Consider the following 24,333-nt stretch of genomic DNA (forward strand, 5'->3'; position numbering starts at 1 on the left):
TCCGCTTATCTGATGGGGCAGCAGCGAACACCGAAAAGGCCCGGCGCCAATGAACTGGATTTCCAACTACGTCCGCCCCCGGATCAACTCGATATTCTCGCGCCGCGAGGTGCCGGAAAACCTTTGGTCGAAATGCGACGAATGCGGCACGATGCTGTTTCACCGCGAGTTGAAAGACAATCTGAACGTCTGCACGAATTGCGGTCATCACATGGCGATCACGCCCCGTGCCCGGTTTGCAGCACTCTTCGATGGCGGCGCATTCGCCACGGTCAAGGTGCCCGAGCCGATGGCCGATCCGCTCCACTTTCGCGATCAGAAGAAGTACCCCGACCGTCTGCGCGCCGCGCAAAAGACCACCGGCGAGAAAGAGGCGATGCTGGTCGCGACGGGCGAAATTGGCCGCACGCCCATCGTCGCAGCGGCGCAGGACTTCAGCTTCATGGGCGGGTCGATGGGAATGTATGTCGGCAACGCGATCATTGCCGCCGCCGAACAGGCCGTTAAACTCAAACGCCCGCTGATCCTGTTCTCCGCAGCCGGTGGAGCGCGGATGCAGGAAGGCATCCTGAGCCTGATGCAAATGCCGCGCACGACGGTCGCAGTTCAGATGCTCAAGGAGGCGGGTTTGCCCTATATCGTGGTGCTGACCCATCCCACCACCGGCGGCGTCACTGCATCCTACGCCATGCTGGGCGATGTCCATATCGCCGAACCGAACGCGCTTATTTGCTTTGCCGGTCCGCGCGTGATCGAGCAGACGATCCGGGAAAAGCTGCCCGAAGGGTTTCAGCGCGCCGAATATCTTCTGGATCACGGCATGCTGGATCGGGTCACGCCGCGCACGGAGATGCGTGAAGAACTGATCACGATCACCCGCATGCTGATGGGACTGCCGCCCGCGGTGCGCGGCGACCTGCCCGCCCCTGCGCCGGGTGCGGAGGCAGCGACCGAGGATGAGAACACCAAGGCCGAAAACCCCGCCACCGAGACGCCAAAGAAATGACGGCGCAGACATCGGACGTCATCCTGGAACGGATGATGGCACTGCACCCCAAGGTCATAGACCTGACACTGGACCGCGTTTGGCGACTGCTGGCTGCGCTGGATCATCCCGAACAAGCCTTGCCGCCGGTGATTCACATCGCAGGAACAAATGGTAAGGGCAGCACATTGGCGATGCTGCGGGCCGGGCTGGAGGCCGCCGGCAACCGCGTCCATGCCTACACGTCCCCGCATCTGGCCCGCTTTCACGAGCGCATCCGCCTTGCCGGCAACCTGATTTCCGAGGACGCCCTGAGCGCGGTTCTGGACGAATGTCACGCCGCCAATGGCGATCAACCGATCACGTATTTCGAAATCACCACATGCGCCGCAATCGTGGCCTTTGCGCGTACCGCTGCGGATTACACATTGCTTGAGGTGGGGCTGGGCGGACGACTCGATGCGACCAACGTTGTCGAGCACCCCGCACTTTGCGTCATCACCCCTGTATCGATCGACCATGAATCGTTTCTTGGCGATACTCTGGAAAAGATCGCCGCCGAGAAGGCCGGCATCATTAAGCGCGGCGTTCCCTGTGTCGTCGGGCCGCAACCCGATGCTGCGCTGGCGGTGATCGAAGATACCGCGGCCCGGCTCGGTGCGCCGTTGATGACGCATGGACAGCACTGGCACGCGTGGGAAGAGCGCGGGCGCATGGTGTACCAGGACGAGACCGGGCTGCTGGACTTGCCGTTGCCAAACCTGCCGGGCGCACACCAGATACAAAACGCGGGCGCCGCACTTGCCGCGCTTCGCCATTTGCAAAAAGGCTTTGATGCCTATGACGCGGCCATGACGCGCGCGCATTGGCCCGCGCGCATGCAAAGGCTGCACCACGGTCCGTTGGCGCAAATCGCACCGCAGGCCGAGCTGTGGTTGGACGGCGGCCACAACCCTGCCGCCGGTCAGGCACTGGCCGCTCACCTTGCCAGCCTTCAGCGGCGGCCGACGCATTTGATTTGCGGTATGCTGAATACCAAGGACATTGGCGGTTACCTGCGGCCGCTCGCGGCAAAGACCGAAAACCTGACGGCGGTGCCAATACCGGGAGAGGCCAACACCCTTCCAGCAAGTGAAACAGCCACAGCGGCACAGGCTGCGGGCATGACGGCGGACACGGCCGACAGCGTCGAGGATGCCCTCGCCGCGATCATCGCACACACGCCTCATGCGCGCGTTCTGATCTGCGGGTCACTATATTTGGCCGGGCGCGTCTTGCGCGACAACGGCTAGATTCAGGCGCGCGCGGGGCCTAGAGCGAATCACTGGCTATTGACTGATTCGAATCATTCTGACTATGATTCGAATAACCGGTAAGGCAGGCAGGAAACGATTGAGGGGCCGATCCAACGGCCCCCTTTCTTTGGCCTACCGACAGCCGCTCACCCACGCAGCCCGGTTTCGCGCAACATGCCGCGCTTTTTGGCCTCGTAGTAGTAGCCGCGCGCGTACCACATAACCGCGGCGTCCTGGTCCCCGTCCGACACCAGCCACGCGCCGCGCAAGTATTTCACCGCATATTTCAGGTTGGTTTCCGCATCAAGCAACCCCTCGGGCGATCCGCGATAGCCCATCGTTCGCGCCGTTTGCGGCAGGATCTGCATAAGCCCGTAATAGGGACCGTTGCGCGCATGGGGACGGTGGGTGCTTTCGCGCACGACGACGCGCTGCACCAACGACACGGGCACGTCGTACTTGCGCGCGTATTTCTTGATCAATGCGCGCAGCTCGGGGGTCTCGTTGGGATACAGCGGCGTTGACCGGGTGCTGCTCACCGCCCCTTGAGGTTCGCGGACACTACAGGCAGCGGGCGCCATAAGGAGAGCGATCAGAACAGCGCGGCGGGAAAGGCAGGTAGCGGGCATTGTTTGGCTCCTCAATTCCAGCCCTTGATACTCGCGGACGAGGGCGGCGCAAATGATTAGCCGAGAGGAGCGCGGATTGCCGCCTATTCACGAGGCGTCCCGCAGGCCCCAATCCTCGGCCTGCATCTCGCGTAGCCGGCTCGCGGTTCGCTCAAACTCAAAACTGCCTTCGCCCTCAAGATACAGCATTTCAGGCGGCGCCGCGGCCGAGCAAACAAGCCGCACCCGAGCCTCGTAAAGCGCATCGATCAATGTCACGAACCGCTTGGCCTCGTTGAAATTCGACCGGCCCAGGCACGGAATATCCTCAAGCAGAAGAACCCGCACGGCATCGGCGATCGCAAGATAATCGGCAGCGCCCAGCATACGGCCGCACAACTCATGAAAAGAGGCGCGCGCGACGCCATTGCAAAACGCCGGCACCTCGACCTCGCGGCCCTTCACATGAAGGGTTAGAGGCGCCCCCTCGCCGCCGGTTAGATCCTGCCAGATCCGCTCAATTTCCGCACGGGCCGTTGCATCAGCGGGGGAAAAGTAAACGGGGCTACCCTCTAGCAGACCCTGCCGGTAATCGCGCGGACTGACCAGTTCATGCACGACCATACGATCCTTTAACAGGTCTATGAAAGGCAGGAATATCTGCCGGTTCAATCCGTCCTTGTATAGGTCCTCCGGATGGCGGTTTCCGGTCGTCACCACCACGACACCAGCATCAAATAGCGCCTCGAACAAACGCCCCACGATCATCGCGTCGGTGATATCGGTGATCTGCATTTCGTCCAACGCAAGCAAACGCAAACCCTTGGCCATGCCTTTCGCGACCGGCGTGATCGCGTCCGCCTCGCCCCGCGCCCGCGCTTGATGAAGGGCGGTGTGCACGTCTTGCATGAACGCGTGAAAGTGGACGCGCCGCACGGGCAAGCCTTCAAGGCTTTCCACGAACATGTCCATCAACATTGATTTGCCGCGCCCCACCCCGCCCCACAGGTATAGCCCCTTTGGCGGCTTGGGCGTACGGCGGAAAAGCGATGTGCGGGCGGGGCGGTGCAACTCGGCCCGAATACGCTCGAACTCAGGCAAGGCCGCTTCCTGGGCAGGATCGGCGTGCAGGTCACCCTGGTTAACATGGGCCGCATAAATCTGGGGCATCGTGCGCGTCATCCGAATCCGAATAGCGCGGGCGCCGCATGTTGAAAAGCCGTACGAGGCAAAAACCGGACAGCACAAGCCGGGCGGCCACCCGTAGCGGAGTGATTGACGCCCCCGCTAAAGCGGCTAACCTCGCGCCTCGCGCAACAGGAAGAGCCCATGACAGACAAGACCGCCACCCCGCTATTTACCCCGGTTCTGATCGTGGGGTGCATCATCATGCTGGTCAGCTTTGCCATCCGAGCGAGCTTTGGCGTGTTTCAGATCCCCATTGCCGAGGAATTCGGCTGGCTCAGAACGGAATTCAGCCTGGCCATCGCTATACAGAACCTCGCATGGGGGATCGGGCAACCCTTGTTCGGCGCCGTTGCCGAGCGGATGGGCGACCGGCGCGCGATCATCCTTGGCGCACTGGTTTACGCGGCGGGGCTGGTATTGTCGTCCTTTGCGGTCAGCCCGGCGGCGCATCAGATGTACGAGGTGCTGGTCGGGTTCGGCATCGCAGGCACCGGATTCGGCGTGATCCTCGCGGTGGTCGGACGCGCCAGCTCTGACGAGAACCGCTCGATGAGCCTTGCAATCGCCACGGCAGCGGGTAGCGCCGGACAGGTATTCGGCGCGCCCGTGGCCGAGTGGCTTCTGTCGTTCATGTCCTGGCAATCGGTGTTCATCACGTTTGCCGTGGCTATTTTGGCTGTGCTGGCCTTTCTGCCGCTCATGCGGGCGCCTGCGCCACCAGCGGGACGCGCGGAACTGCAGGAAAGCATGGGAACTATCCTAATTCGCGCGTTTCGCGATCCGTCATACACGTTGATTTTCCTGGGGTTCTTCAGCTGCGGCTATCAGTTGGCCTTTATCACGGCCCATTTTCCCGCCCTTGTCACCGAAATGTGCGGCCCGATCCTGCCGGGCGGCGTGCTTCACAGCGTTGGCATAACCTCGACATCGGCGCTCGGGGCGGTGGCGATCTCGCTCATCGGGTTGGCCAACATAGCGGGAACGCTGGCGGCCGGATGGGCCGGCAAGCGATATTCCAAGAAATACCTGCTGGCGGGCATCTATACCGGACGAACGTTCATCGCGGCGGCATTCATCCTGACACCGATCACGCCGGAAACTGTTCTATTGTTTTCGGTTTCTATGGGCGCGCTGTGGCTGGCCACCGTGCCGCTAACCAGTGGGCTGGTCGCACATCTGTACGGGCTGCGCTATATGGGCACGCTATACGGGATCGTGTTCTTTAGCCACCAACTGGGTAGTTTTCTTGGCGTGTGGTTGGGCGGGCGCCTGTATGACATCTATGGCGACTACACGTTCGTCTGGTGGGTCGGTGTGGGCGTCGGCGCGTTTTCCGCCATCGTGCACCTGCCGGTCAAGGAGCGCACGGTGCGAGCACCGGCGATCTGAGTTCACGCGCTGTCGGTCACTTCGGCCCGGATCGCCGCGATCACCTTGGTGCTGTGCGTGTACGGCAGGCCATGCCCCGCCCCATCGATGATTGCATGGCGCGCCTGCGGGTTCCACGCCGCAAGAACATCGCGCGCCGATAGCGGGATCACCGTATCCTCGCGCCCCCATATCGCCAAAACTGGAATGCCAGCGGCGGCAATCCGGCGATGCTCCGCCTCAGAATTGCCCTTCAGCATCCCGCGCAGCGAAGCAAGGATCGCAGGAACAAAGCCGCGCCGGCCAAGCTCGGCCTGCTGGATATCAACGATGTCGGACGGTGTCGCGGGCGCGTGCCGCTCTGCTTCGGTCGCATTGCGATGGCCACGTGCAAACGCCACTCGGAACAGCCAATCGCCCAGCCCGGGCACATCACGTGTGATCCGCGCCATCGGGCCAAGGTCATGTCCCATACCAGCAGGGGCAACCAAGATCAGGTGCCGCAGGCGTCCCGGCTCAGTCGCCGCGAACGCCGATGCGATAGCGCCCCCCATGGAATAGCCCAGCAGCGTGATGTCGTCCCCAACGCCCTGATTCGAAAGCAAATCGTCCAACTGGCGCAAGAAATGCGCCCTGTCCTGAATGCCGCCGGGCCTGTCGGAATAGCCGCGCCCATATAGATCATAGCTAAGCACACGGTAGCCCATTTCGGCCAACCCGTCCGCGACACCGATCCACGCCTGGGACGGCGTCGTCAGGCCGTGCACGCAAACCGCCACCGGCCCGTCCTGCGGCCCGGCCCAATTGTAGTGCGTATCACCCTGCGGAAGGTGCGCAATCTGCCCGGGCGCACCCGCGCGGCGGACGGCCTCTACGGATTGCTTGCGCCATTCCATCACGAACGGCCACGCCGCCAGCACGGCCAACGCGACCATCCCCGCGATGGCCCAGATCATTGCGCCGCGCGCCACGCATCAAGGATATAGCGGCTTGTCATCAGGTCCAGATGCGCGCCGCCACCGTTCTTGAACAGGGTGATCTCGTCATCTGATGTGCGGGCAAAGGTGTCCGGGCTGTAGTAGTCGGCAATTAGATCATCGCGCGCGATTGTCCCGGCTTCCATCGGGATCTTCACCTCGCCGATATGGCCCACTGTCGTGTCAAAACTGTCCACGAACAGGCGTGCCCGCTTCAGGCCTTCGTCGTCCATTTCCCGCATGTCCGGGCGATACGCGCCAATCAGGTCGATATGTTGCCCCGGTTGCAGCCAAGCCCCCTTCAAGACCGGCTCGGTGCTCATTGTCGCGGACGTCACGATATCAGCCGCGCGCACCGCCGTTTCCAGATCGTCAGCCACCGCCATTCCGGGGTATTCGGCGGCCATCGCCTCGGCATTGGCGTGGGTGCGGTTCCAGACGGTAAAACGCGCCTCGGGAAACGCCGCGCCATAGGCCTCACGCAGGGAGCGACCGACAGTGCCGGCGCCCACGATCAGGATCTCACGGCTATCAGGGCGCGCCAGCATGCGCGCTGCAAGCAAGCTGTCTCCGGCGGTTTTCCACTTGGTAACCAGATGAAAATCCACAATCGCTTCAAGCGTGCCATCACTGTCCGAGTAGAGACTGACACCGCCATTAACCGTTGGTTTCCCCTTGGCGGGATTGCCCGGGAAAATGGTAGCCGACTTCACCGCAAGGCCCAGCCCATCGATCCAGGCCGCCCGCGAAAGCAGGGTGTCGGAATCGCGATAAAGCAAACTGTCGGCGATTTCCGCGCGGGGCATTGTGTGCCCCTGTTTCATCGCATCCGTAAGCGCGATCCAATCCAGAAGCTCCTGCCCCTCGGTGAATGGGATAATGGTAATTGTCATTGTGTCTCCTCCTCCGGCAGCAATCCGTGCGCCACCAAAACCTGCGCCAGCCCGTCCGCCCCGTCAAACAGATGAACGTTCCAGCCCCTTGCCGCGGCGGTGTCAATGTTGTCGCGCCTGTCGTCAGTGAACAACAACTCATTGGGCGCATGTTCGCAATCGCGCTCGACGATGCGGTATATTTCCTCCGCCGGCTTTATCACCCCAAGATGACCCGAGATGAACCGGCGGTCGAACTCGTCCAGGAAGGGATATCGCGCCTGCGCAAGGCGAAACGTCTCAATACCGAAGTTTGACAGCGCCATGACCGGCACCCCCCTTCGGCGCAACGCGCGCAGCAAGCGCACCGAGCGCGAGATCGTAGGACCCGCGATATCGATCCAGTGATCGTGCCACATCTGGATCTCGTCGGCCAAATGGGGCGTGACCGCAGCCAGCTCAGCAATCGTTTCGGCCAGGGACGCGCCTCTATCGACCTTGTCGTTGGCACCGTGCAAATCCACCTCTGCGAACAAGAGGCGCCGCCGCTCGGGGCCGATATGGCGATCAAAGAACCGCTCTGGTTGCCATTCGATCAGCACGTTGCCGATATCAAACACCACGGCTTTGGCTGTCATCGCGGACCTCCTGCGGCGTTCCGGGCGGCCGCGCGCAATTCGCGCTCCAACGCATCGAGGAACCGCGAACGGTCTGCCTTGGTAAACGCCTTGCCCCCGCCTTGGCGAAACGGGTCGGCTGCACGCATATCGGTCATCAGGTCGCGCGTCGCCAGCACATCGCCGATATTCGCCTCGGTCAGGGCCTCGCCATTGTGCTTGAGGACGCGCGCACCTGCCGCCACGCATTTTGCGGCCAGGGGAATATCCCCCGTCACGACAACATCACCCACCCCGGCGCGATCGGCGATCCACATGTCCGCCACGTCCGGGCCATCGGGTACAATCACCGTTTCGATCAGCGGATTGGCCGAAGGGCGCAGCCCGCCATTGGACACCACGAACAGGCGTACCCCGTGGCGCGTAGCCACGCGCTCGGCCTCGGCTTTGACAGGACAGGCATCGGCATCAAGGTAGATCACGCGTAGAGCGCCTCGGCATGAAAGGTCACGTGATCCTCCATGAAGGTGGACACGAAAAAATAGCTATGGTCATAGCCCGGCTGCAGCCTCAGCGTGGCCGGCACCCTGCGCGCGGCGGTTGCCTCGGCCAGCGCCTCGGGGCGCAGCATCTCAACGAACTGATCGGCGGTGCCGGTATCCGTCAATAGGGGGATATCCAGCCCTTTCTCGCGCATCATCAGCGTCGCATCATGCGGGGCCCATGCATCTTGATCCTCGCCCAGGTAAGCAGCCAGTTGCTTGCGTCCCCAATCCGCTGCGGACGGGTTGCAGATGGGTGCGAACGCCGAAACCGAGCGGTATTGCCCCGGCAGGCCCATGGCGAGTGTCAGCGCCCCATGTCCGCCCATGGAATGGCCGGTGATCGATTGGCGATCGGCATCAATGGGGAAATCGCGCGCCAGAAGGGCAGGCAACTCGTCAGCCACGTAATCCCACATACGAAAATGCGGCGCCCACGGTGTTTGCGTGGCATTCACGTAAAACCCCGCGCCCTGCCCCAGATCATAGGCATCGTCATCTGCGACCCCCTCGCCGCGCGGCGAGGTGTCTGGAAACACAAGCGCGATACCCTGCTCGGCCGCCCACCCTTGTGCACCGGCTTTGACCATTGCGTTCTCATGCGTGCAGGTCAGCCCCGACAGATACCACAGCACCGGCACCGGTCCGTCTTGCGCCTCTTCCGGCAGGAAAAGACCAAAGGTCATGTCGCAATCTGTCGAGTCCGAGGCGTGTTTGTAGACGCCTTGCACACCACCAAAGCAGCGGTTCTCGGATAGGGTTTCCATCAGGTCTCTCCTTCGAAGGCAGTCATAATCTCGTTCAGCGGCTTCTTTTTCTTGGCGACGGCGGGCACGGTGGCATCCTCGGCCGGGTGCCCCACGGCCAGGATCATCACGGGTTTCTCGTTGTCGGGACGACCACAAAGATCATTGAGAAAGCGCATCGGGTTAGGCGTGTGTGTCAGGCACGATAGCCCGGCATGGTGCAGCGCGGTGATCAACATACCCGTGGCGATGCCAACGCTTTCGGGAACGTAGTAGTGCTTGACCTTTTCGCCATCGCGCCAGCCCCAGCGTTGCGCGAAGATCACGATCAACCATGGCGCTATCGTCAGGTGCGGCTTGGCGGCGTCGGTGCCAATTGGCTCTAGCGCGGAAAGCCATTCATCCCCGCCGCCGCCGGCGTAGAACTTTTCTTCTTCCTGCTCGGCCGCCTCGCGAACGCGCGCTTTCATTTCCGGATCCGAGATAGCGACGAAATGCCAGGGCTGTTGATTTGCGCCCGAGGGCGCAGTGCCCGCCGCGGCGATACAGGCGTCAATCACTGCGCGCTGAACGGGCCGATCAGAGTACTCACGGATACTATGACGGGTCTTCGCTCGGGCAAGAAACTCCTCCGCCTCCTGCAGCATCTCATCATCGCTGATCTCGCGCCGATCGGGCAGCGGTACCGCCTCGTACACTGGTTTGTCCTGTCCCATTTTATCCCCGCTGACTGCGTTCGGATCATCGCTATCGCAGGGCGGCGCGCCCGGCAAGATCAGAGCATGGAAACCCAGCCGATCACAACCGAGACGGTCAATATGCTAAACGCCGTCGATATCAGGATGGAGGCAGACACGCGATGCGGCGCTATCCCGTAATGCTGCGCCAGGATATAAACGTTGCCCGCCACCGGCAGGCTGGCTGCAGCGATCATTACGCCAGCGGCATAGGGCTCGACCGGGAACAACACCAGCGCAGCGAACGCCACGAAGGCGGGGTGCAGGACCAGCTTGGAGAACGAAAGCCACCCTGCCACCGCCACGCGCTCGGCCGATTTCGACGCCAGCGATGCACCGATGGCAAACAACGCACCGGGCGTCGCCGCGGCGCCTAGCAGAATGACAAACTCGTTGAGCGGCCCGGGAATTGGGATGCTCAGCGCGGACCAAGTCAGGCCCACCGTGATCGAGACGATCATCGGGTTCCTGAGTAGGCCGAGGCCAACAGTGCGCAGGATCCGCACGGACACCCGACCATCGCGCGATCCGGTAACCAGAATCACAATGAGGCTGCCGAACACGATCAGGTCAACGGCCAACACCAGCATCACCGGGCCTATCGCGGCATCGCCCAAGAGCATCACCAGCATCGGCACACCCAGAAAGCCGACATTGCCAACCACCGCACATTGCGCCTCGACCGCCGACTCCTCGACATCAAGGCCGCGCACAAAGGCCACGATGGTTGCGATCGCGTAAACGAACGCGGTGCCCCAGAGATAAGCCACCACAAAGCGCAGATCGAATACCTCGGTCAGCGACAGGTTGGCCGAGAACCGGAACAGCATCGCCGAGAGCGCAAAATAGAAAACAAACTTGGTTAGCCAAGCTGTCGCCGCTTCGGTAAAGAACCCCGTGCGCCCGGCCCCGTACCCCAGGCCTATGACCGCGAAGAACGGCAACGTCTTGAGCAGAATTTCGATCATCCGCTAGCAGTTACCATGCCGCCAGCGGAGGTCAATTGCCAACACCACCTCAAGGCATGTCCTGTCGCCTGATTGCACCGGGGCGCTATCCGCTGCCGATCAACACACCGGCGGCAAACACCAACGCCCCGCCCAGCACAACCTGGAACGTCGCGCGCAAGAATGGCGTCTGCATGAACCGGTTCTGAATCCAGACAATCGCCCAAAGCTCAATGAAAACAATGGCGAAGGCGATGGTCGTGGCGGTCCAGAAATCCGGGATGAGATAAGGCAAAGCATGCCCCAAACCGCCCAACGTCGTCATGATGCCCGATGCGAACCCGCGTTTGACCGGCGAGCCACGGCCCGATAGCTCGCCGTCGTCAGAGGCGGCCTCGGTAAAGCCCATCGAGATACCTGCGCCGACGGATGCTGCGAGCCCGACCAGAAATGTCGTCCAGGTATCTTGCGTCGCGAACGCCGTGGCAAAGATCGGCGCAAGGGTCGAAACAGAGCCATCCATCAACCCCGCAAGACCCGGCTGCACCCAAGTCAGCACGAACTGGCGATGCGATTTGCGGTCTTCGGCGGCGCGCGCATCCTCTTGCAAATGCTTGTTTTCCAGCTTCTCGGCGGTGGCTTGGTGCCCTGCCTCGGCGGCTGCCAGATCACCCAACAACTTGCGGGTGGGGGCGTGGGAGGTGTGGGCGGCGGCGGTTAGGTAGAAATGTTCGGCGTCGCGTTCCATGGCTTCGGCCTCAGCGCGGATGCGGTCGATGCCCAAGTTTTCCATTAACCAAACAGGCCGCCGGGCGTAGTAGCCGGCGACGTGTTCGCGTCGAATCAAAGGGATGGTTTCGCCGAAACGCTCTTTGTGAAGCTCGATCAGGCTCTGGCGGTGATCGTCCTCCTCGCGCGCCATGCCCTCGAACATCTTGGCGGTGTCGGGATAATCGGCGCGCAGCATCTCGGCATAGCTGCGGTAGATGCGGGCGTCATCCTCTTCGGAGGAGATGGCGAGGGCGAGAACCTCTTGTTCGCTCAAGTCCTTGAAATGTCGGCGTTGTGTAAAGAAGCGCATGAGACCCTCACCTTGGAACAGTTCCAATATATTTCTTTTTGAATGGGCAGCAACAAGGAAACACCAAAGGTGCCTTGCCGCAACCGGGCCGGATGCGTAATGCTGTATACGGCAAAGGGGACCGAATGACCGCGCGCGACATGCAAATCCATCGGGGCCGCAAGTTCGACCAGGTACTTGATGGGGCGCGGCAGGTGTTTCTGTCAGACGGGTTCGAGGGCGCGTCAGTGGACGAAATCGCCCGCGTTTCAAGGGTTTCCAAGGCCACGATCTATAGCTACTTCGCCGACAAGCGCCAGATGTTCACCGAGGTCGTGCGCAGCGAATGCAACCGTCAGGCCGAATTGGCGCTGAAGCTGATCGATAAGGACCGCCCGCCGCAAGAGGTGTTGACCGAGGCGGCGCGCCAGTTGCTTGGCATTGTCCTGTCTGATTTCTCGCAGCGGGTGTTTCGCATTTGCGTGGCCGAGGCGGACCGCTTTCCCGAACTGGGGCGCGCGTTCTATGAAAGTGGCCCGGTATTGGGCCGCAGACGCCTGTGCGAATACTTGCGCGCGGCCGAGGCGCGGGGCGAATTGGCTATTGATGATTTCGATCTGGCAGCGGATCAGTTTGCCGAGCTGTGCAAGGCAACCCTTTGGTCCCGTGCGGTTTTTGGCATTCAGAGCGAATTTGACGAGGCCGAGATCGACCGCATCGCCGGTGAGGCGAGCAAGACCTTTCTTGCCCGCTACGGTGCCTGAACGCGATCAGTCGAGGCGCCGCACAAGCAGTTGGTTTCCCGACCCCCGCCGGGTTTCGAAAATCTTCAGATCCGAGATCAGGTCGCTGAGCTTTTTCTTGCCATAACTGCGCGTGTCGAAATCGGGATTTGCGGCGGTGATGAACTGCCCAAGCGGGCCGAGCGCGTACCAGTCATCTTCTTGATCGATGCTGTCCATCGCCTTGAGGATCAGATCGCGCGCCTCGTTCAAATCCCCGGTTGCCTGCTTGGTGGTCTTGGTGGCGGGCTTGTCCGTGGCTGGAGCGCCTTCCAGATTTTCAAGGAAAATGAACCGCTTACATGCTTTTCGAAACGCCTCGGGCGTTTTCTTGGCGCCGATGCCGTAGACATCCAGCCCCTGTTCGCGGATGCGGCTGGCCAGTCGGGTGAAGTCGCTGTCAGAGCTGACAAGGACGAACCCGTCGAAGCGGCCCGAATGCATCAGGTCCATCGCGTCGATCACCAAGGCGATGTCGCTGGCGTTCTTGCCCACGGTATTGGCGGGCTGGTGATGCGGCACGAGGCCGAACTCGGCCTGCACCTTGTTCCAGCCGCTCATCTGCTGCGAGGAAAAGTCGCCGTAGCAGCGGCGCACGCTTGCTTCGCCGACGGCGGCGATCTCGTCGAACACGGCCTTGGTCCACTTCGGCGATGTGTTGTCGGCATCGATCAGAACGGCCAGAAGCGGCGGACGTTGGTTTTGCATTCGATTAACCCCTTTGTGCCCGAATCGTACCAAGGTGAAAAGGGGTCAGGCGCGAATCGTCCAAAACGGACGTTTCGATGCCGCAAGCGTACGCCACGTACGCTTGGCCGAAATTTGCGTGTTTAACAGGGCGTTCGCTCACCCCCGCCGGGGACGCAATGAAACGCGCCCGCCCCACGGACGGGCGGGCGCGCACCGATTATTCCGCGGCGCAGGCGCCGGGGTTGTTGGGGTGGGTCGTCCAGTTGGCATATTCCGCCTCGACCTTGCGGCCGGTGCGGGGGTCGATGGTGCCGGGCTCCATCGGCTCCATGGTGATGCAGCCTTCGACCGGGCAGACGTTGACGCACAGGTTGCAGGCGACGCATTCCTCGTCCTTGACGGTGAACACGCGATCCTCGGACATGGCGATGGCCTGGTGGCTGGTATCCTCGCAGGCGGCGTAGCAGCGGCCGCATTTGATACAGGCATCCTGATCGATCACGGCCTTGGCCACGTAATTGAGGTTCAGGTGCTGCCAGTCCGAGCAGTTGGGCACCGCGCGGCGCACGATCTGATCGGTTGAGGTGAAGCCCTTTTCGTCCATCCACTGCGACAGGCCCGAGATCATCTCCTGCACCACCTTGAAGCCATAGGTCATGGCGGCGGTGCACACCTGCACGTTGCCGGCGCCCAGGGTCATGAACTCGGCCGCGTCGCGCCACGTGGTCACGCCGCCGATCCCCGAGATGGGCAGATCGGCGGTTTCGGGGTTGCGGGCGATCTCGGCCACCATGTTGAGCGCGATCGGCTTCACCGCCGGGCCGCAATAGCCACCATGCGCGCCCTTGCCGTCGATCACGGGTTCGGGGGCGAAGCTATCGAGGTCAACCGACACGATGGAGTTGATCGTGTTGATCAGGCTGACCGCGTCGGCGCCGCCCTGTTGCGCGGCGATGGCGGGTTTGCGGATGTCGGTGATGTTGGGCGTGAGTTTAACGATCACAGGCATGCGGGTGTTTTGCTTGCACCAGCGGGTAACCATCTCGATATACTCAGGCACCTGCCCCACGGCCGAGCCCATGCCGCGTTCGGACATGCCGTGCGGGCAACCGAAGTTCAACTCGATCCCGTCGGCGCCGGTATCTTCGACCAGCGGCAGGATGTGTTTCCACGATTCCTCGACGCAGGGGACCATCAGCGAGACGACGACCGCATGGTTGGGGTAGTCGCGCTTGACCTGCTTGATCTCGCGCAGGTTTACCTCGAGCGTGCGATCGGTGATCAGTTCGATGTTGTTGAGGCCCAGAAGCCGCCGGTCAGCGCCCCAGATCGCGCCGTAGCGCGGGCCGTTGACGTTGACGATCGGCGGGTCCTCGCCCAGCGTTTTCCACACGACGCCGCCCCAGCCGGCCTCGAAGGCGCGGCGGACGTTGTATTCCTTGTCGGTGGGCGGCGCAGAGGCCAGCCAGAATGGGTTGGGGGATTTGATGCCAACGAAATCGCTTGTCAGGTCTGCCATGGCTCAGCCCTCCGCAGTCAGGTGTGAATGGATGTCTTCGGCGGCGTCGCGGCCCTCGGCCACTGCCGTCACGGTCAGGTCATCGCCGCCAGCGGCGCAATCGCCACCGGCCCAGACGCCATCGACCGAGGTGCGCCCGGCCCCTTGCACGGCGATCTTGCCGCCGTCCAGCGCAGGAAGGCCCGCGCCTTCGAGCTTTTGCCCGATGGCCTTGAACACCTGGTCGGCGGGCAGGCGCACGGTCTGGCCGGTCGGCGTCAGGTCGTCGTCGGTGTATTCGAACTCGATCTCGCGCACGGCGCCGTTGCCGTGAATCGCCTTGGGCGTGGCGTTGGTTATGATGCGCACGCCCTTGGACGCGGCGAGATCCTGTTCGAACGCGCTGGCGTTCATGCGCTCGCGGCCGCGGCGGTAGACCAGGCTGACGTTGAGCGCGCCAAGCAGCTTGGCCTGGACGGCGGCGTCGATGGCCGTCATACCGCCGCCGATCACCACCACGTCGCGCCCGATAGGCAGCTTGGACAGGTCCGATGCCTGCCGCAGCTCGGCGATGAAATCGACGGCGTCTTCGAGACCGCCCTTGTCCTCGCCCTCAAGGCCAAGCGCATTGACCGCGCCAAGGCCGAGGCCAAGGAACACCGCGTCGTGCTGTTTTTGCAGGGCATCAAGGGTGATGTCACGGCCAAGCGCCTGTCCGTGGCGCAGGGTGATGCCGCCGATCTGCATCAGCCAATCCACCTCGCGCGCGGCGAAATCATCGGTGGATTTATAGGCGGCAATGCCGAATTCATTGAGCCCGCCGGGCTTGGGTCGCGCGTCGTAGATCGTCACGTCATGGCCCAGCATCGCGGCGCGGTGCGCGCAGGCAAGGCCCGCCGGCCCGGCACCAACGACGGCAAGCGACTTGCCCGTGGGCGCGGCGCGGGTGAACGGGTGCACGTCCTGATCCATAAGCGTATCGGTGGCGTAGCGTTGCAGGCGGCCGATCTCGACCGGCTTGCCCTCGGCCAGCTCGCGCACGCAGGCCTCTTCGCACAGGGTCTCGGTCGGGCACACGCGGGCGCACATGCCGCCGAGGATGTTCTGGTTGAAGATGGTGCGCGCGGCCGATTCCGGGGTGCCGGTGGCGATTTGCCGGATGAACAGGGGAATGTCGATATCGGTCGGGCAGGCCGTGACGCAGGGCGCGTCGTGGCAGAAATAGCAGCGATCCGCGGCTACGAGGGCCTCGTGCCCTTCTAGCGGCGGATGCAGGTCCGAGAAATGCGCGTCATAGGCTGACGCATCAAGCCGGCCGGGCACGACCCCCGGCTCGAGGGTTTTGTCTGTCATGGCTACCTCCACTGTTTCAGTGCTTTTTTGCTGGGGTCAGTATTTCACAATTCTATTTTTTATCAAACGGTAAAATTTAGGCGATTTGAAAATCGCGGCCTCTGCGGCCTCGGGCCTTGACCGATGCGGGGCTGCGCGCTAGTGCGAAGGGGCTTTGGTCCGGGTGTTCACGCACCCGGTGAAAAGGGAACGCGGTTCAATACCGCGACTGCCCCCGCAACTGTGAGCGGTGAGCGACATCGGCATCTGCCACTGTCATGGCGACATGACGGGAAGGCCCGGTGGAGCGACGACCCGCAAGTCAGGAGACCTGCCAGAGCGATCACCCTATCCGGGCGCGGGGCGCGCCGTGGATAACGGTCTTTCCGTCGTGGTGGCACCCGAACCGTCCGGGAAGGCCGCAGACACCTTTCCGGGCAATCACACCCCAGCATGGACCCGAGAAACGGGCCATGAAGGAAAGGACACGAGACGATGAAGCATCCGCTTTCCCCCCTTGCGATTCTCTGGCTGAGCACCGCGCCCATGATGGCCGGCGCGCAGGTTCTGGATCTGGACGAGATCACGGTGAGCGCCAACCTCACCCCGACCGAGATCAGCCGCAGCGGGTCGGCGGTGAGCACGCTCGAAGCGGACGACCTGCATGATGCGACCTCGCCCAGCTTGCTGGGAACGCTGGACAGTTTGCCGGGCGTCAGCGTGGTTCAGAACGGGCCCATGGGCACTTCAGCGACGGTCAACGTGCGTGGGCTGGGGAGCGAGTACATCGCGGTGCGGATAGATGGAATCGACGTCTCCGACCCTTCTGCGACACAGGCGGGCTTCAATGACTTCGGCGGCCTGTCGGGGATGGTGTTCAATCGCGCCGAACTGCTGCGCGGCGCGCAGTCGGCCTTGTATGGGGGCACGGCCGCAGCCGGGGTTCTGACGCTTGAGACGCTCGGGTTGGAAACAGCGCCCGAAGGGCTGCGCTATGACGTCGCGCTTGAGGCCGGCAGCCACGACACCGCGTCGGCGGGGTTCAACATGACACAGAGCGAAGGCCCGCTGACCCTTGCGATGGCGATCAGCAAGGTACGCTCGGCGGGCTTTTCGGCCGCCGATGAAAGCGCGGGCAATACCGAGGCCGACGGGTTCAGCCGCGAACGGTTGGCACTGGGCGCGGCCTATGACCTGGCGCCAGGTCTGACCATCGGCGCCAACGCCTTCCGCCGTTTGAGCGAAAGCGAATTCGATGAATATGGTGCCACACCCCAGGATGGAACGCCCGACGAAACCTCTGCCGCTGCCGAGACGGGCGCACGGATTTTCCTGAATTCCGATATCGGCGCATGGCGCAACGCCGGGCAATTGTCCTATTACCAGATCGACCGGGCGTCGGTATCCCCCACGGTCAGCGGTTTTGCCGAGACATTCGAGTCGGCATTTCGGGGCGAGCGGACGCAGTTCAACTATACACTCAGCCGCGATTTCGGTGCGGCCTGGAAACTTTCTCTCGGGGCGGATGCCACACGCGACAAAGTTCGCTCCACTACGATTCCCGGTGGCAGCGCGACACTTGACCAGCATGGGGTGTTTGCCGAACTCATCTACAGCCCGTCCGACCGGCTGGATGTCACGGGCACCCTGCGGCATGACCAACACAGCAGCTTTGGCGGCTTCAATACCGGCCGGCTGACCGTCGCCTATCGCCCCGATACTGAAACGGTGTTGCGCGGCATGATCTCGAGCGGGTATCGCCCGCCCTCGACGAATGAGTTGTTCGCTTTTTATCCGGGCAATTATCCGACGCGCGGCAACCCGAACCTGCAGCCCGAAACCAACGACGCTGTCGAGATCGGTGTGGATCGCTTTTTCGGTCGCGGTGGCAAGCTGTCGGCCACCGTTTTCCACCAGGAGTTCGACAACGAGATCCGGTACAGTTCCTGCCCACTGACTGCCAACTTTTCCGGGTGCCAGCCAGGCACTCAGTCGACCTATGAAAACGAGAGTGGCAAGACCCTGCGCCAGGGGCTCGAACTGGCGGCGACGGTGCCGCTGTCCCAGCGCCTCACGCTGGATGGCAGCTATACCTTGCTGGATACGGCCGACCCTCAGGGCGATCGGCTGACTGGCCTGCCGCGCCATGACCTCAGCCTGGGCTTGAGCGTAGATACCGGCGCGCAAACCACCGCAAGACTATCGTTGCAGCACGTGGCCGACCGGATCGACAGGCAGGGACCGATGCCCGATTATACGGTCGTCGGAATGAGTGTGACGCACCAACTGTCTGACCAGACTGAGGCCTATCTGCGCGTGGACAACCTGTTTGATGAGGATTACCAGACGATCCGCGGCTACGGCACCTCGGGCCGCGCGGCGTATTTCGGTGTTCGTGCTTCTTTCTAGGCTCATATCGTTCGGCTTGGCCCTCGCTTTCGCGGGGGAGACGGCCATGGCCGACCCGGCCCCGCGCCGGGTGGTTTCGATGAACCTGTGCACCGACCAGTTGGCGATGCTGCTGGCCGCAAAGGGGCAGCTTGTGTCGGTGTCCGACCTGGCGGTGGACCCGCGCGCCTCGGCGATGGTGGAACAGGCGCGGGGCTACACGATCAACCACGCCCGCGCCGAGGAGGTGCACGCGCTGCGGCCCGATTTGGTGCTGGCGGGGCAGTATTCGTCGCGCGCCAGCGTCGGGATGCTGCGGCGGCTGGGCATCCGGGTAGAGACATTCGCGCCGGCCCGGTCGATGGACGATATCGGTGCGGCGCTGGAGCGGATGGGCGCGCTGCTGGGCCGCGAGGAGGCGGGCAAGCGTGCCGCCGCGCGGTTCGAGGAACGGCTGTCCGCGTTGCGCGCCGAGGTGGAGCGGCGGCCCGAGGCGGCGCTGTATTACGCCAACGGCTACACGTTGGGCGACAAGACGCTGGCGGGGCAGATCCTGCTGACGGCTGGGTTTTCCAACACCGCCGCCAAGGCCGGCATCACCGGCGGGCGGGTGATGCCGTTGGAACAGTTGGTGATGTACGCGCCCGAGGCGCTGATTTCCGGCACCTCCTATTCCGGCGAGACGCGATCCGAGGCGATCCTGGATCATCCGGCGGTGGAACTGCTCAGGCGTAGCCGGCCATCGGCCGAGGTGCGCGATCGCGATTGGATCTGCGGCACGCCGCAGGTATTGCGCGCGGTCGAAGGGTTGGGCGATTTGCGCCGCAAGGCGTTGGAGGGCGAAGGATGATCCGGGTGTTCGCGGCTCTTGCTATCTTGTGCGCGGCGCTGTTCATCGCGGCGCTGCTGGTCGGCCCGGCGCAGATCGGCGCGATCGAGGGGCTGCGCGCGCTGATCCTGGGGGGCGAGGGGCCGGCGCCGCTGGTGATGCAGGAGATCCGCCTGCCGCGCGCCCTGCTGGCGGTGATGATCGGGCTGAGCCTGGGCCTGTCGGGGGCGGCGATGCAGGGCTACCTGCGCAACCCGCTGGCCGAGCCGGGGTTGATCGGGGTGTCGGGATCGGCCGCCTTGGGCGCGGTGGTGGCGATCCATACCGGGTTTTCGGCGGCGTGGGCCTATGGTCTGCCGCTATCGGCGCTGGCAGGGGCGTTGGCCGGCGTCGCGCTGGTGATCGCGCTGGCGGGGCCGCGGGGGTCGTCCCTGACGCTGATCCTGGCGGGGATCGCGATTTCAGCGATGGCAGCGGCGCTGACGTCGCTGGTCTTGAACCTGTCATCGAACCCGTTCGCGGCGAACGAGATCGTGTTCTGGATGATGGGATCGCTGGCGGACCGATCAATGATGCATGTGGGCCTGGCGCTACCGCTGATGGTGGTCGGTTGGGCGATGCTGCTGCCGCTGGGGCGGGGGTTGGATGCGCTGACGCTGGGCGAGGATGCGGCGGCGTCGATGGGCGTGCGCCTCACGCGGATGCGGCTGGTGCTGGTTGTCGGCACGGCCTGCGTGGTGGGCGCGGCAACGGCGGTGGCGGGCGCGATCGGGTTTGTCGGGCTGGTGGTGCCGCATATCCTGCGGCCGCTGGTGGGGGCGCGGCCATCGCGCCTGTTGTGGGCATCGGCACTGGGCGGCGCGGTGATGGTTCTGGCGGCAGATCTGGCGGTGCGCCTGATCCTGCCCGAGCGCGACCTGAAGCTGGGCGTGCTGACGGCGCTGGTTGGGGCGCCGCTGTTTTTGCACCTGATCTACAAGACGCGGAGGGAACTGCCATGACCCTGCTGGCGCTTGATGATCTGGCGGTCGACCTGCGCGGGCGGGCCATCTTTGCCGGGGTAAGCGCGCGCATCGAGGCGGGCGAGTTCGTCGGCCTGATCGGGCCGAACGGCGCGGGCAAGACGACGCTGATGCGCGCGGCGCTTGGGTTGGTGGCGGCGCGGGGGCACTCTTCGCTATTGGATCACCGGGCGGTGGACCGGGCGCGGCACGCGGCGTGGATGCCGCAGGCGCGCGATATCGCGTGGCCGGTCAGCGTCGAGGCGCTGGTGGCCCTTGGCCGGGTGCCGCACCTGCCGACGGGCCGGCGCCTGTCGGCGGAGGATCAGGCGCATGTCGATGCGGCGCTGGCGGCGATGGGTCTGGAGGGCATGCGCCACCGCACCGCGACGCGGCTGTCGGGCGGCGAACAGGCGCGCGTCCTAATCGCGCGGGCGCTGGCGCAGGATACGCCGCTTCTGATGGCGGACGAGCCGATTGCAGGGCTCGACCCCGCGCATCAGATCGCCACGATGCAGGTATTCGCCGGGCTGGCGCGCGACGGGCGCGCGGTGATCGCGTCGCTGCATGATCTGGGGCTGGCGGCGCGGCATTGCACGCGGCTGCTATTGCTGGGCGAAGGCGGGATTGTCGCCGACGGACCGCCGGGCGACGTTCTGACGCCCGACAACCTTGCGCGGGTGTTTCATGTGAACGCGTGGTTCGCGGACACGCCGCACGGGCCGGTGTTTCAACCGCTGGAGGTGATCGAATGACGGCCGGTCTGAGCCTTGAGCGCCCGTGGCTATGCCTTGATCTGGGCAGGGCGATGCGCGTGCTGAGCTGGGCGGTGAACCGGCCCGGCATCGTCACGGCGCAACAGATCCTGTGGCGCGAGGTGCGCAACGCCGACCTGCCCCGGGATCTGGACGTGACCGAGTGGTATGGTGCGCAACTGGCGGCGCGCGGGGCGGGCGACGCGGTGGCGTTCCTGACATCGCGCGACGTGGGCGCCTACGTGGATCGCAGCGCGCAGGTGGGCGCGGTGCGCGCGCGGGTGGTGGCGACGGTGGGCCTGTCTAACGCCGAGCGCGTCGGCACCCGGATGGACCGCAGCGGCCATGACTGGGGCACCATTAACATCGCCGTGGTGATCGACGCGGCCGCGGGCGGTTTAAGCGAGGCGGCGCTGCTGGAGGCGATGAGCATCACGGCGCAGGCCCGCACCACGGCAGTGATCGAGGCGGGGCCGGACCTGCCCGGCGGGCGGGCAACGGGCACCGGCACCGATTGCATTGCCGTGGCTGCGCCGACTGGCCCCATGGACTACGCCGGCCTGCATACTGAGATAGGCGAGGCCGTGGGCCGCGCCGTTTACGACGCGGTTCTGGCGGGCACGCGGGACTGGATGCTGCATGTGCGCCGCCCCAAGGCGGCGACGGCGCAAGGCGAAAGGACGAGATGATGGAGACGGGTGCACTGATCGGGTTCCTGCAAAAGGGCGGTCCGGCCCTTTGGGTGATTGCCGTGCTGTCGGTTCTGACACTGACACTGATCTTGTGGAAGGTGCTGCGGTTGCTGCGGCTGGGTGCGTGGGCCGGGCAGGCCACGGCGCGGGCGGTGGCGCTGTGGGCCCGGCACGAGGATGCCGCCGCGCAAGAGGCGTTGGCCGGGCGCGGGGGATTGCGTGCGCGGCTGGCGTTGGCGGCGATGCGGGTGGCAGGCGCGCCCGGCCGGGACGAGGCGCACGCGCGCGAGGAAACCACCCGCGTGGCACGCGCCCTGCTGGCCGAGGCGCGCGCCGGGCTTAGGCCGCTTGAGCTGATCGCGACGATCGCGCCGCTGATCGGCCTGTTGGGCACGGTTCTGGGCATGATCGAGGCGTTCCAGGCGTTGCAGGAAACCGGTAGCCGCGCAGACCCTGCCGCACTGGCCGGCGGGATATGGGAGGCGCTGTTGACCACCGCCGCAGGCATGGCGGTGGCGATCCCGGCGTCGATGGCCCTGACGTGGTTCGAGAGCGTCGCCGACCGCGTGCAGGCCGACATGGAGGATGCCGCCACGCGCATCTTTACCCGCGCCGCCCCGGGCCCCGAGGAGGCGCGGTAATGTTCGCTTTTGCCCAACCCCGCCGCGCGCGCAAGCCCAGCCTGACACCTATGATCGACGTGGTGTTCCTGCTGCTGGTGTTCTTCATGCTGGCGGCGCGGTTCGGCGGCGACATGGCGCTACCGCTGGCGGCGGCGGGCGGGGATGCGGCGGGCTATGACGGGCCGCCGCGCCTGGTGTCGGTGAAGGCCGAGGGGGCGCTGACGCTGAACGGGCGGGCGGTGGCGCTGGAGGATCTGGCGGCGCGGCTGGCGCCGTTGATGGACGCGCCCGATGACATGGTGGTGCTGCGCCCCAAGGGGGCGGCGACGGTGCAGGAGTTGGTGCGCGTGGCCGACACCCTGCGCGCGGCGGGGCTAAGCCGGTTGATCGTGGTGGAGGGACAGTGATGCAGTTCGACACCCCCCGCAGAACGCGCAACTTTGACGCCAGCATCGTGCCGATGATTAACGTGGTTTTCCTGCTGCTGATCTTTTTCCTGATGACAGCGCAGATCGCCCCGCCCGACCCGGTGGAGGTGAGCCCGCCCGAGGCGGGCGAAGGCGCGCAGGCGGGGACGCACGATGCGATTTATCTGGATGCGCGCGGCACCGTGGCCTTTGCCAAGGCGCGCGGGTTTGATGCGGTGCGCGCCGCTATCGAGGCGCGCGCAGACCCGCGCGCGCCGGTGCTGATACGGGCCGATGCGGACGCCCCGGCGCAAGACCTGGCGCGGATCATGGCGCGGCTTTCGACGCTGGATCTGCGCGGTATCGAATTGGTCACGGTGCCGCGATGATCCGGGGGGTGGAGTTCATATCCTGCCTGTGCGTCGCGGCGGCGGCGCATGTGGGGCTATGGGTGCTGTCACCGGGTAGCGGCGTTACCTCGTCGGGCGCGCAGGGCGCGGCGCTGACATCGCTGGAGGCCTCGAATGACAGCATCGCGCAGATGGTGACGGTGTGGGAACGCCCGCCGGAGGTGGCCGAGGCGCTTGATGCGCCCGAGGCGGCAGAGCCTGATCGCCGGATGGTCGCGTTGCCGCAGGTAAGCGATGCACCGCACCGTGGCAAATCCCCCGCGCAGCCGGATGCGACAGAGGGCGCGACGCCGCCGCTGCCGGATACGGCAAGCGCGCCGCCCCTGCCGCTGCCGGTGCCCGATGCCTTGGCGAAGATGACCACCCTATCCGCGCCGCCGCAATCGCCGGACCTTGAGCCGCCAGTGCCGACCGCCAGCCCCGACGCGCCTGAGCGCGCCGAGGCCCCCCGCCCCACCGCGCCCGCGCCGCGCGCGCAAGCCCCCAAGATCGACACCGCCAGCGCCGCACCGCCAACGCCGCGCGCCGCGCCGGAACGGTCCGCACGCCCAAAGCAACGCCCCGAGCCGCCAAAGCCGGTGCAAAAGGCCAGCGTGGACAGCCGCGCCGCCCCGGCGCAGCAGGCCGCAGGCACGGGGGGCAAGACCGCGCGCGGCAAACAGGGCAAAGCCGATGTCAGCACCGGCGACACCGCAGCACGGCGCGCGCAACTGGCGCATTGGGGCGCGGGCATCCGGCGCAGCATCGAGCGCGGCAAGCGCTATCCGCGCGGCGCCCGTCAAAGCGGCACGGTGACCGTGCACCTGACCGTCAGCCGCAGCGGCGCATTGAGCGCGGTGCGCGTCGCGGCCTCGTCCGGGGTGGCGGCACTGGACGCGGCCGCGGTGGCGGCGGTGCGGCGCGCGCGCCTGCCGGCCGCGCCCGAGGCGCTGTCGCTGTCTGGTTACAAATTCAGCTTGCCGATCACCTTTCGCCGCTAAGGCG

At 64.6% G+C, this 24,333-nt stretch carries 26 protein-coding genes and 1 riboswitch; of the genes, 13 read left to right on the forward strand and 13 right to left on the reverse strand.

The genetic code is table 11. The features are described 5' to 3' along the window. The first annotated feature begins 49 nt into the window (after nt 1–49). Together accD and G568_RS0113790 are read left to right on the forward strand one after the other, a co-directional pair. Nucleotides 50–1,006, forward strand: coding sequence for an acetyl-CoA carboxylase, carboxyltransferase subunit beta (gene accD, locus G568_RS0113785; RefSeq protein WP_026758585.1), 957 nt, complete (start codon nt 50–52; stop codon nt 1,004–1,006). Continuing rightward, nucleotides 1,003–2,277 carry a bifunctional folylpolyglutamate synthase/dihydrofolate synthase gene (locus G568_RS0113790; protein ID WP_026758586.1) on the forward strand — a complete coding sequence of 425 codons (1,275 nt, stop codon included), beginning with the start codon at nt 1,003–1,005 and terminating at the stop codon, nt 2,275–2,277. Before accD ends, G568_RS0113790 begins: the two co-directional genes overlap by 4 nt. A gap of 149 nt (nt 2,278–2,426) precedes the next feature. On the opposite strand, the gene G568_RS0113795 is transcribed toward G568_RS0113790, so the two are convergent. Together G568_RS0113795 and zapE are read right to left on the reverse strand one after the other, a co-directional pair. After that, on the reverse strand, nt 2,427–2,861 hold the full coding sequence (locus G568_RS0113795; protein ID WP_405050588.1) for a transglycosylase SLT domain-containing protein: 435 nt from the start codon (nt 2,859–2,861) through the stop codon (nt 2,427–2,429). Nucleotides 2,862–2,996: 135 nt separating this feature from the next. Continuing rightward, nucleotides 2,997–4,070, reverse strand: coding sequence for a cell division protein ZapE (gene zapE / locus G568_RS0113800; protein ID WP_026758588.1), 1,074 nt, complete (start codon nt 4,068–4,070; stop codon nt 2,997–2,999). Nucleotides 4,071–4,217: 147 nt separating this feature from the next. Here zapE and G568_RS0113805 point away from each other — a divergent pair, with 147 nt between their 5' ends. After that, nucleotides 4,218–5,465, forward strand: coding sequence for an MFS transporter (locus G568_RS0113805; protein WP_026758589.1), 1,248 nt, complete (start codon nt 4,218–4,220; stop codon nt 5,463–5,465). Nucleotides 5,466–5,467: 2 nt separating this feature from the next. On the opposite strand, the gene G568_RS0113810 is transcribed toward G568_RS0113805, so the two are convergent. The 8 genes from G568_RS0113810 to mbfA form a co-directional block, all read right to left on the reverse strand. Beyond that, nucleotides 5,468–6,400 carry an alpha/beta fold hydrolase gene (locus tag G568_RS0113810; protein ID WP_026758590.1) on the reverse strand — a complete coding sequence of 311 codons (933 nt, stop codon included), beginning with the start codon at nt 6,398–6,400 and terminating at the stop codon, nt 5,468–5,470. After that, nucleotides 6,397–7,314, reverse strand: a complete 918-nt coding sequence (locus tag G568_RS0113815; protein WP_026758591.1) for an ornithine cyclodeaminase family protein — start codon at nt 7,312–7,314, stop codon at nt 6,397–6,399. Before G568_RS0113815 ends, G568_RS0113810 begins: the two co-directional genes overlap by 4 nt. Then, nucleotides 7,311–7,931: an HAD-IA family hydrolase gene (locus G568_RS0113820; protein ID WP_026758592.1), complete on the reverse strand. Its 621-nt coding sequence runs from the start codon at nt 7,929–7,931 to the stop codon at nt 7,311–7,313. Before G568_RS0113820 ends, G568_RS0113815 begins: the two co-directional genes overlap by 4 nt. Further along, the gene (locus tag G568_RS0113825) at nt 7,928–8,392 is read right to left on the reverse strand and encodes a YaiI/YqxD family protein (RefSeq protein WP_026758593.1); all 465 of its coding nucleotides are present in this window, start codon (nt 8,390–8,392) and stop codon (nt 7,928–7,930) included. The genes G568_RS0113820 and G568_RS0113825 overlap by 4 nt, the downstream gene beginning before the upstream one ends. Next, nucleotides 8,389–9,219, reverse strand: a complete 831-nt coding sequence (fghA, locus tag G568_RS0113830; protein ID WP_026758594.1) for an S-formylglutathione hydrolase — start codon at nt 9,217–9,219, stop codon at nt 8,389–8,391. The genes G568_RS0113825 and fghA overlap by 4 nt, the downstream gene beginning before the upstream one ends. Further along, nucleotides 9,219–9,914 carry a nitroreductase family protein gene (locus G568_RS0113835; RefSeq protein WP_026758595.1) on the reverse strand — a complete coding sequence of 232 codons (696 nt, stop codon included), beginning with the start codon at nt 9,912–9,914 and terminating at the stop codon, nt 9,219–9,221. Before G568_RS0113835 ends, fghA begins: the two co-directional genes overlap by 1 nt. Before the next feature lie 59 nt (nt 9,915–9,973). Continuing rightward, the gene (locus G568_RS0113840) at nt 9,974–10,903 is read right to left on the reverse strand and encodes an AEC family transporter (RefSeq protein ID WP_026758596.1); all 930 of its coding nucleotides are present in this window, start codon (nt 10,901–10,903) and stop codon (nt 9,974–9,976) included. Between the two features lie 85 nt (nt 10,904–10,988). Further along, a complete protein-coding gene (gene mbfA, locus G568_RS0113845; RefSeq protein ID WP_026758597.1) occupies nt 10,989–11,963 on the reverse strand; it encodes an iron exporter MbfA in 975 nt (324 codons plus the stop codon). A gap of 125 nt (nt 11,964–12,088) precedes the next feature. On the opposite strand from mbfA, the gene G568_RS0113850 reads away from it, so the two are divergent. Next, the gene (locus G568_RS0113850) at nt 12,089–12,706 is read left to right on the forward strand and encodes a TetR/AcrR family transcriptional regulator (protein WP_026758598.1); all 618 of its coding nucleotides are present in this window, start codon (nt 12,089–12,091) and stop codon (nt 12,704–12,706) included. A gap of 6 nt (nt 12,707–12,712) precedes the next feature. Here G568_RS0113850 and G568_RS0113855 read toward each other — a convergent pair whose 3' ends face one another. From G568_RS0113855 to G568_RS0113865, 3 genes are all read right to left on the reverse strand, one after another. After that, nucleotides 12,713–13,432, reverse strand: coding sequence for an NYN domain-containing protein (locus tag G568_RS0113855; protein WP_026758599.1), 720 nt, complete (start codon nt 13,430–13,432; stop codon nt 12,713–12,715). A 199-nt stretch (nt 13,433–13,631) separates the two neighbouring features. Continuing rightward, on the reverse strand, nt 13,632–14,933 hold the full coding sequence (preA, locus tag G568_RS0113860) for an NAD-dependent dihydropyrimidine dehydrogenase subunit PreA (RefSeq protein WP_026758600.1): 1,302 nt from the start codon (nt 14,931–14,933) through the stop codon (nt 13,632–13,634). A 3-nt stretch (nt 14,934–14,936) separates the two neighbouring features. Beyond that, a complete protein-coding gene (locus G568_RS0113865) occupies nt 14,937–16,265 on the reverse strand; it encodes an NAD(P)-dependent oxidoreductase (protein ID WP_026758601.1) in 1,329 nt (442 codons plus the stop codon). 138 nt (nt 16,266–16,403) lie between these two features. Beyond that, nucleotides 16,404–16,597, forward strand: a riboswitch (cobalamin riboswitch). Nucleotides 16,598–16,739: 142 nt separating this feature from the next. On the opposite strand from G568_RS0113865, the gene G568_RS0113870 reads away from it, so the two are divergent. The 9 genes from G568_RS0113870 to G568_RS19745 are packed head-to-tail and all read left to right on the forward strand — an operon-like array spanning nt 16,740 to nt 24,329. Beyond that, entirely contained in the window at nt 16,740–18,653 is a 1,914-nt protein-coding gene (locus G568_RS0113870) for a TonB-dependent receptor plug domain-containing protein (RefSeq protein WP_026758602.1), read from the forward strand. 46 nt (nt 18,654–18,699) lie between these two features. After that, nucleotides 18,700–19,482 (forward strand): ABC transporter substrate-binding protein, encoded by a 783-nt coding sequence (locus G568_RS0113875; RefSeq protein WP_051203015.1) that lies wholly within the window; start codon nt 18,700–18,702, stop codon nt 19,480–19,482. Continuing rightward, entirely contained in the window at nt 19,479–20,462 is a 984-nt protein-coding gene (locus G568_RS0113880; protein ID WP_037374203.1) for a FecCD family ABC transporter permease, read from the forward strand. Before G568_RS0113875 ends, G568_RS0113880 begins: the two co-directional genes overlap by 4 nt. Next, a complete protein-coding gene (locus G568_RS0113885) occupies nt 20,459–21,217 on the forward strand; it encodes an ABC transporter ATP-binding protein (protein ID WP_026758605.1) in 759 nt (252 codons plus the stop codon). Before G568_RS0113880 ends, G568_RS0113885 begins: the two co-directional genes overlap by 4 nt. Further along, nucleotides 21,214–21,906, forward strand: a complete 693-nt coding sequence (locus G568_RS0113890; protein ID WP_026758606.1) for an adenosylcobinamide amidohydrolase — start codon at nt 21,214–21,216, stop codon at nt 21,904–21,906. Before G568_RS0113885 ends, G568_RS0113890 begins: the two co-directional genes overlap by 4 nt. Beyond that, nucleotides 21,906–22,550: a MotA/TolQ/ExbB proton channel family protein gene (locus tag G568_RS18900; RefSeq protein WP_037374206.1), complete on the forward strand. Its 645-nt coding sequence runs from the start codon at nt 21,906–21,908 to the stop codon at nt 22,548–22,550. Before G568_RS0113890 ends, G568_RS18900 begins: the two co-directional genes overlap by 1 nt. Next, nucleotides 22,550–22,939 (forward strand): ExbD/TolR family protein, encoded by a 390-nt coding sequence (locus tag G568_RS0113900; protein ID WP_026758607.1) that lies wholly within the window; start codon nt 22,550–22,552, stop codon nt 22,937–22,939. The genes G568_RS18900 and G568_RS0113900 overlap by 1 nt, the downstream gene beginning before the upstream one ends. Continuing rightward, a complete protein-coding gene (locus G568_RS0113905; protein ID WP_026758608.1) occupies nt 22,939–23,328 on the forward strand; it encodes an ExbD/TolR family protein in 390 nt (129 codons plus the stop codon). Before G568_RS0113900 ends, G568_RS0113905 begins: the two co-directional genes overlap by 1 nt. Then, nucleotides 23,325–24,329: a TonB family protein gene (locus G568_RS19745; protein WP_051203017.1), complete on the forward strand. Its 1,005-nt coding sequence runs from the start codon at nt 23,325–23,327 to the stop codon at nt 24,327–24,329. The genes G568_RS0113905 and G568_RS19745 overlap by 4 nt, the downstream gene beginning before the upstream one ends. Nucleotides 24,330–24,333 lie beyond the last annotated feature (4 nt).

Source organism: Sediminimonas qiaohouensis DSM 21189, assembly GCF_000423645.1.
Classification (GTDB): Bacteria; Pseudomonadota; Alphaproteobacteria; order Rhodobacterales; family Rhodobacteraceae; genus Sediminimonas; species Sediminimonas qiaohouensis.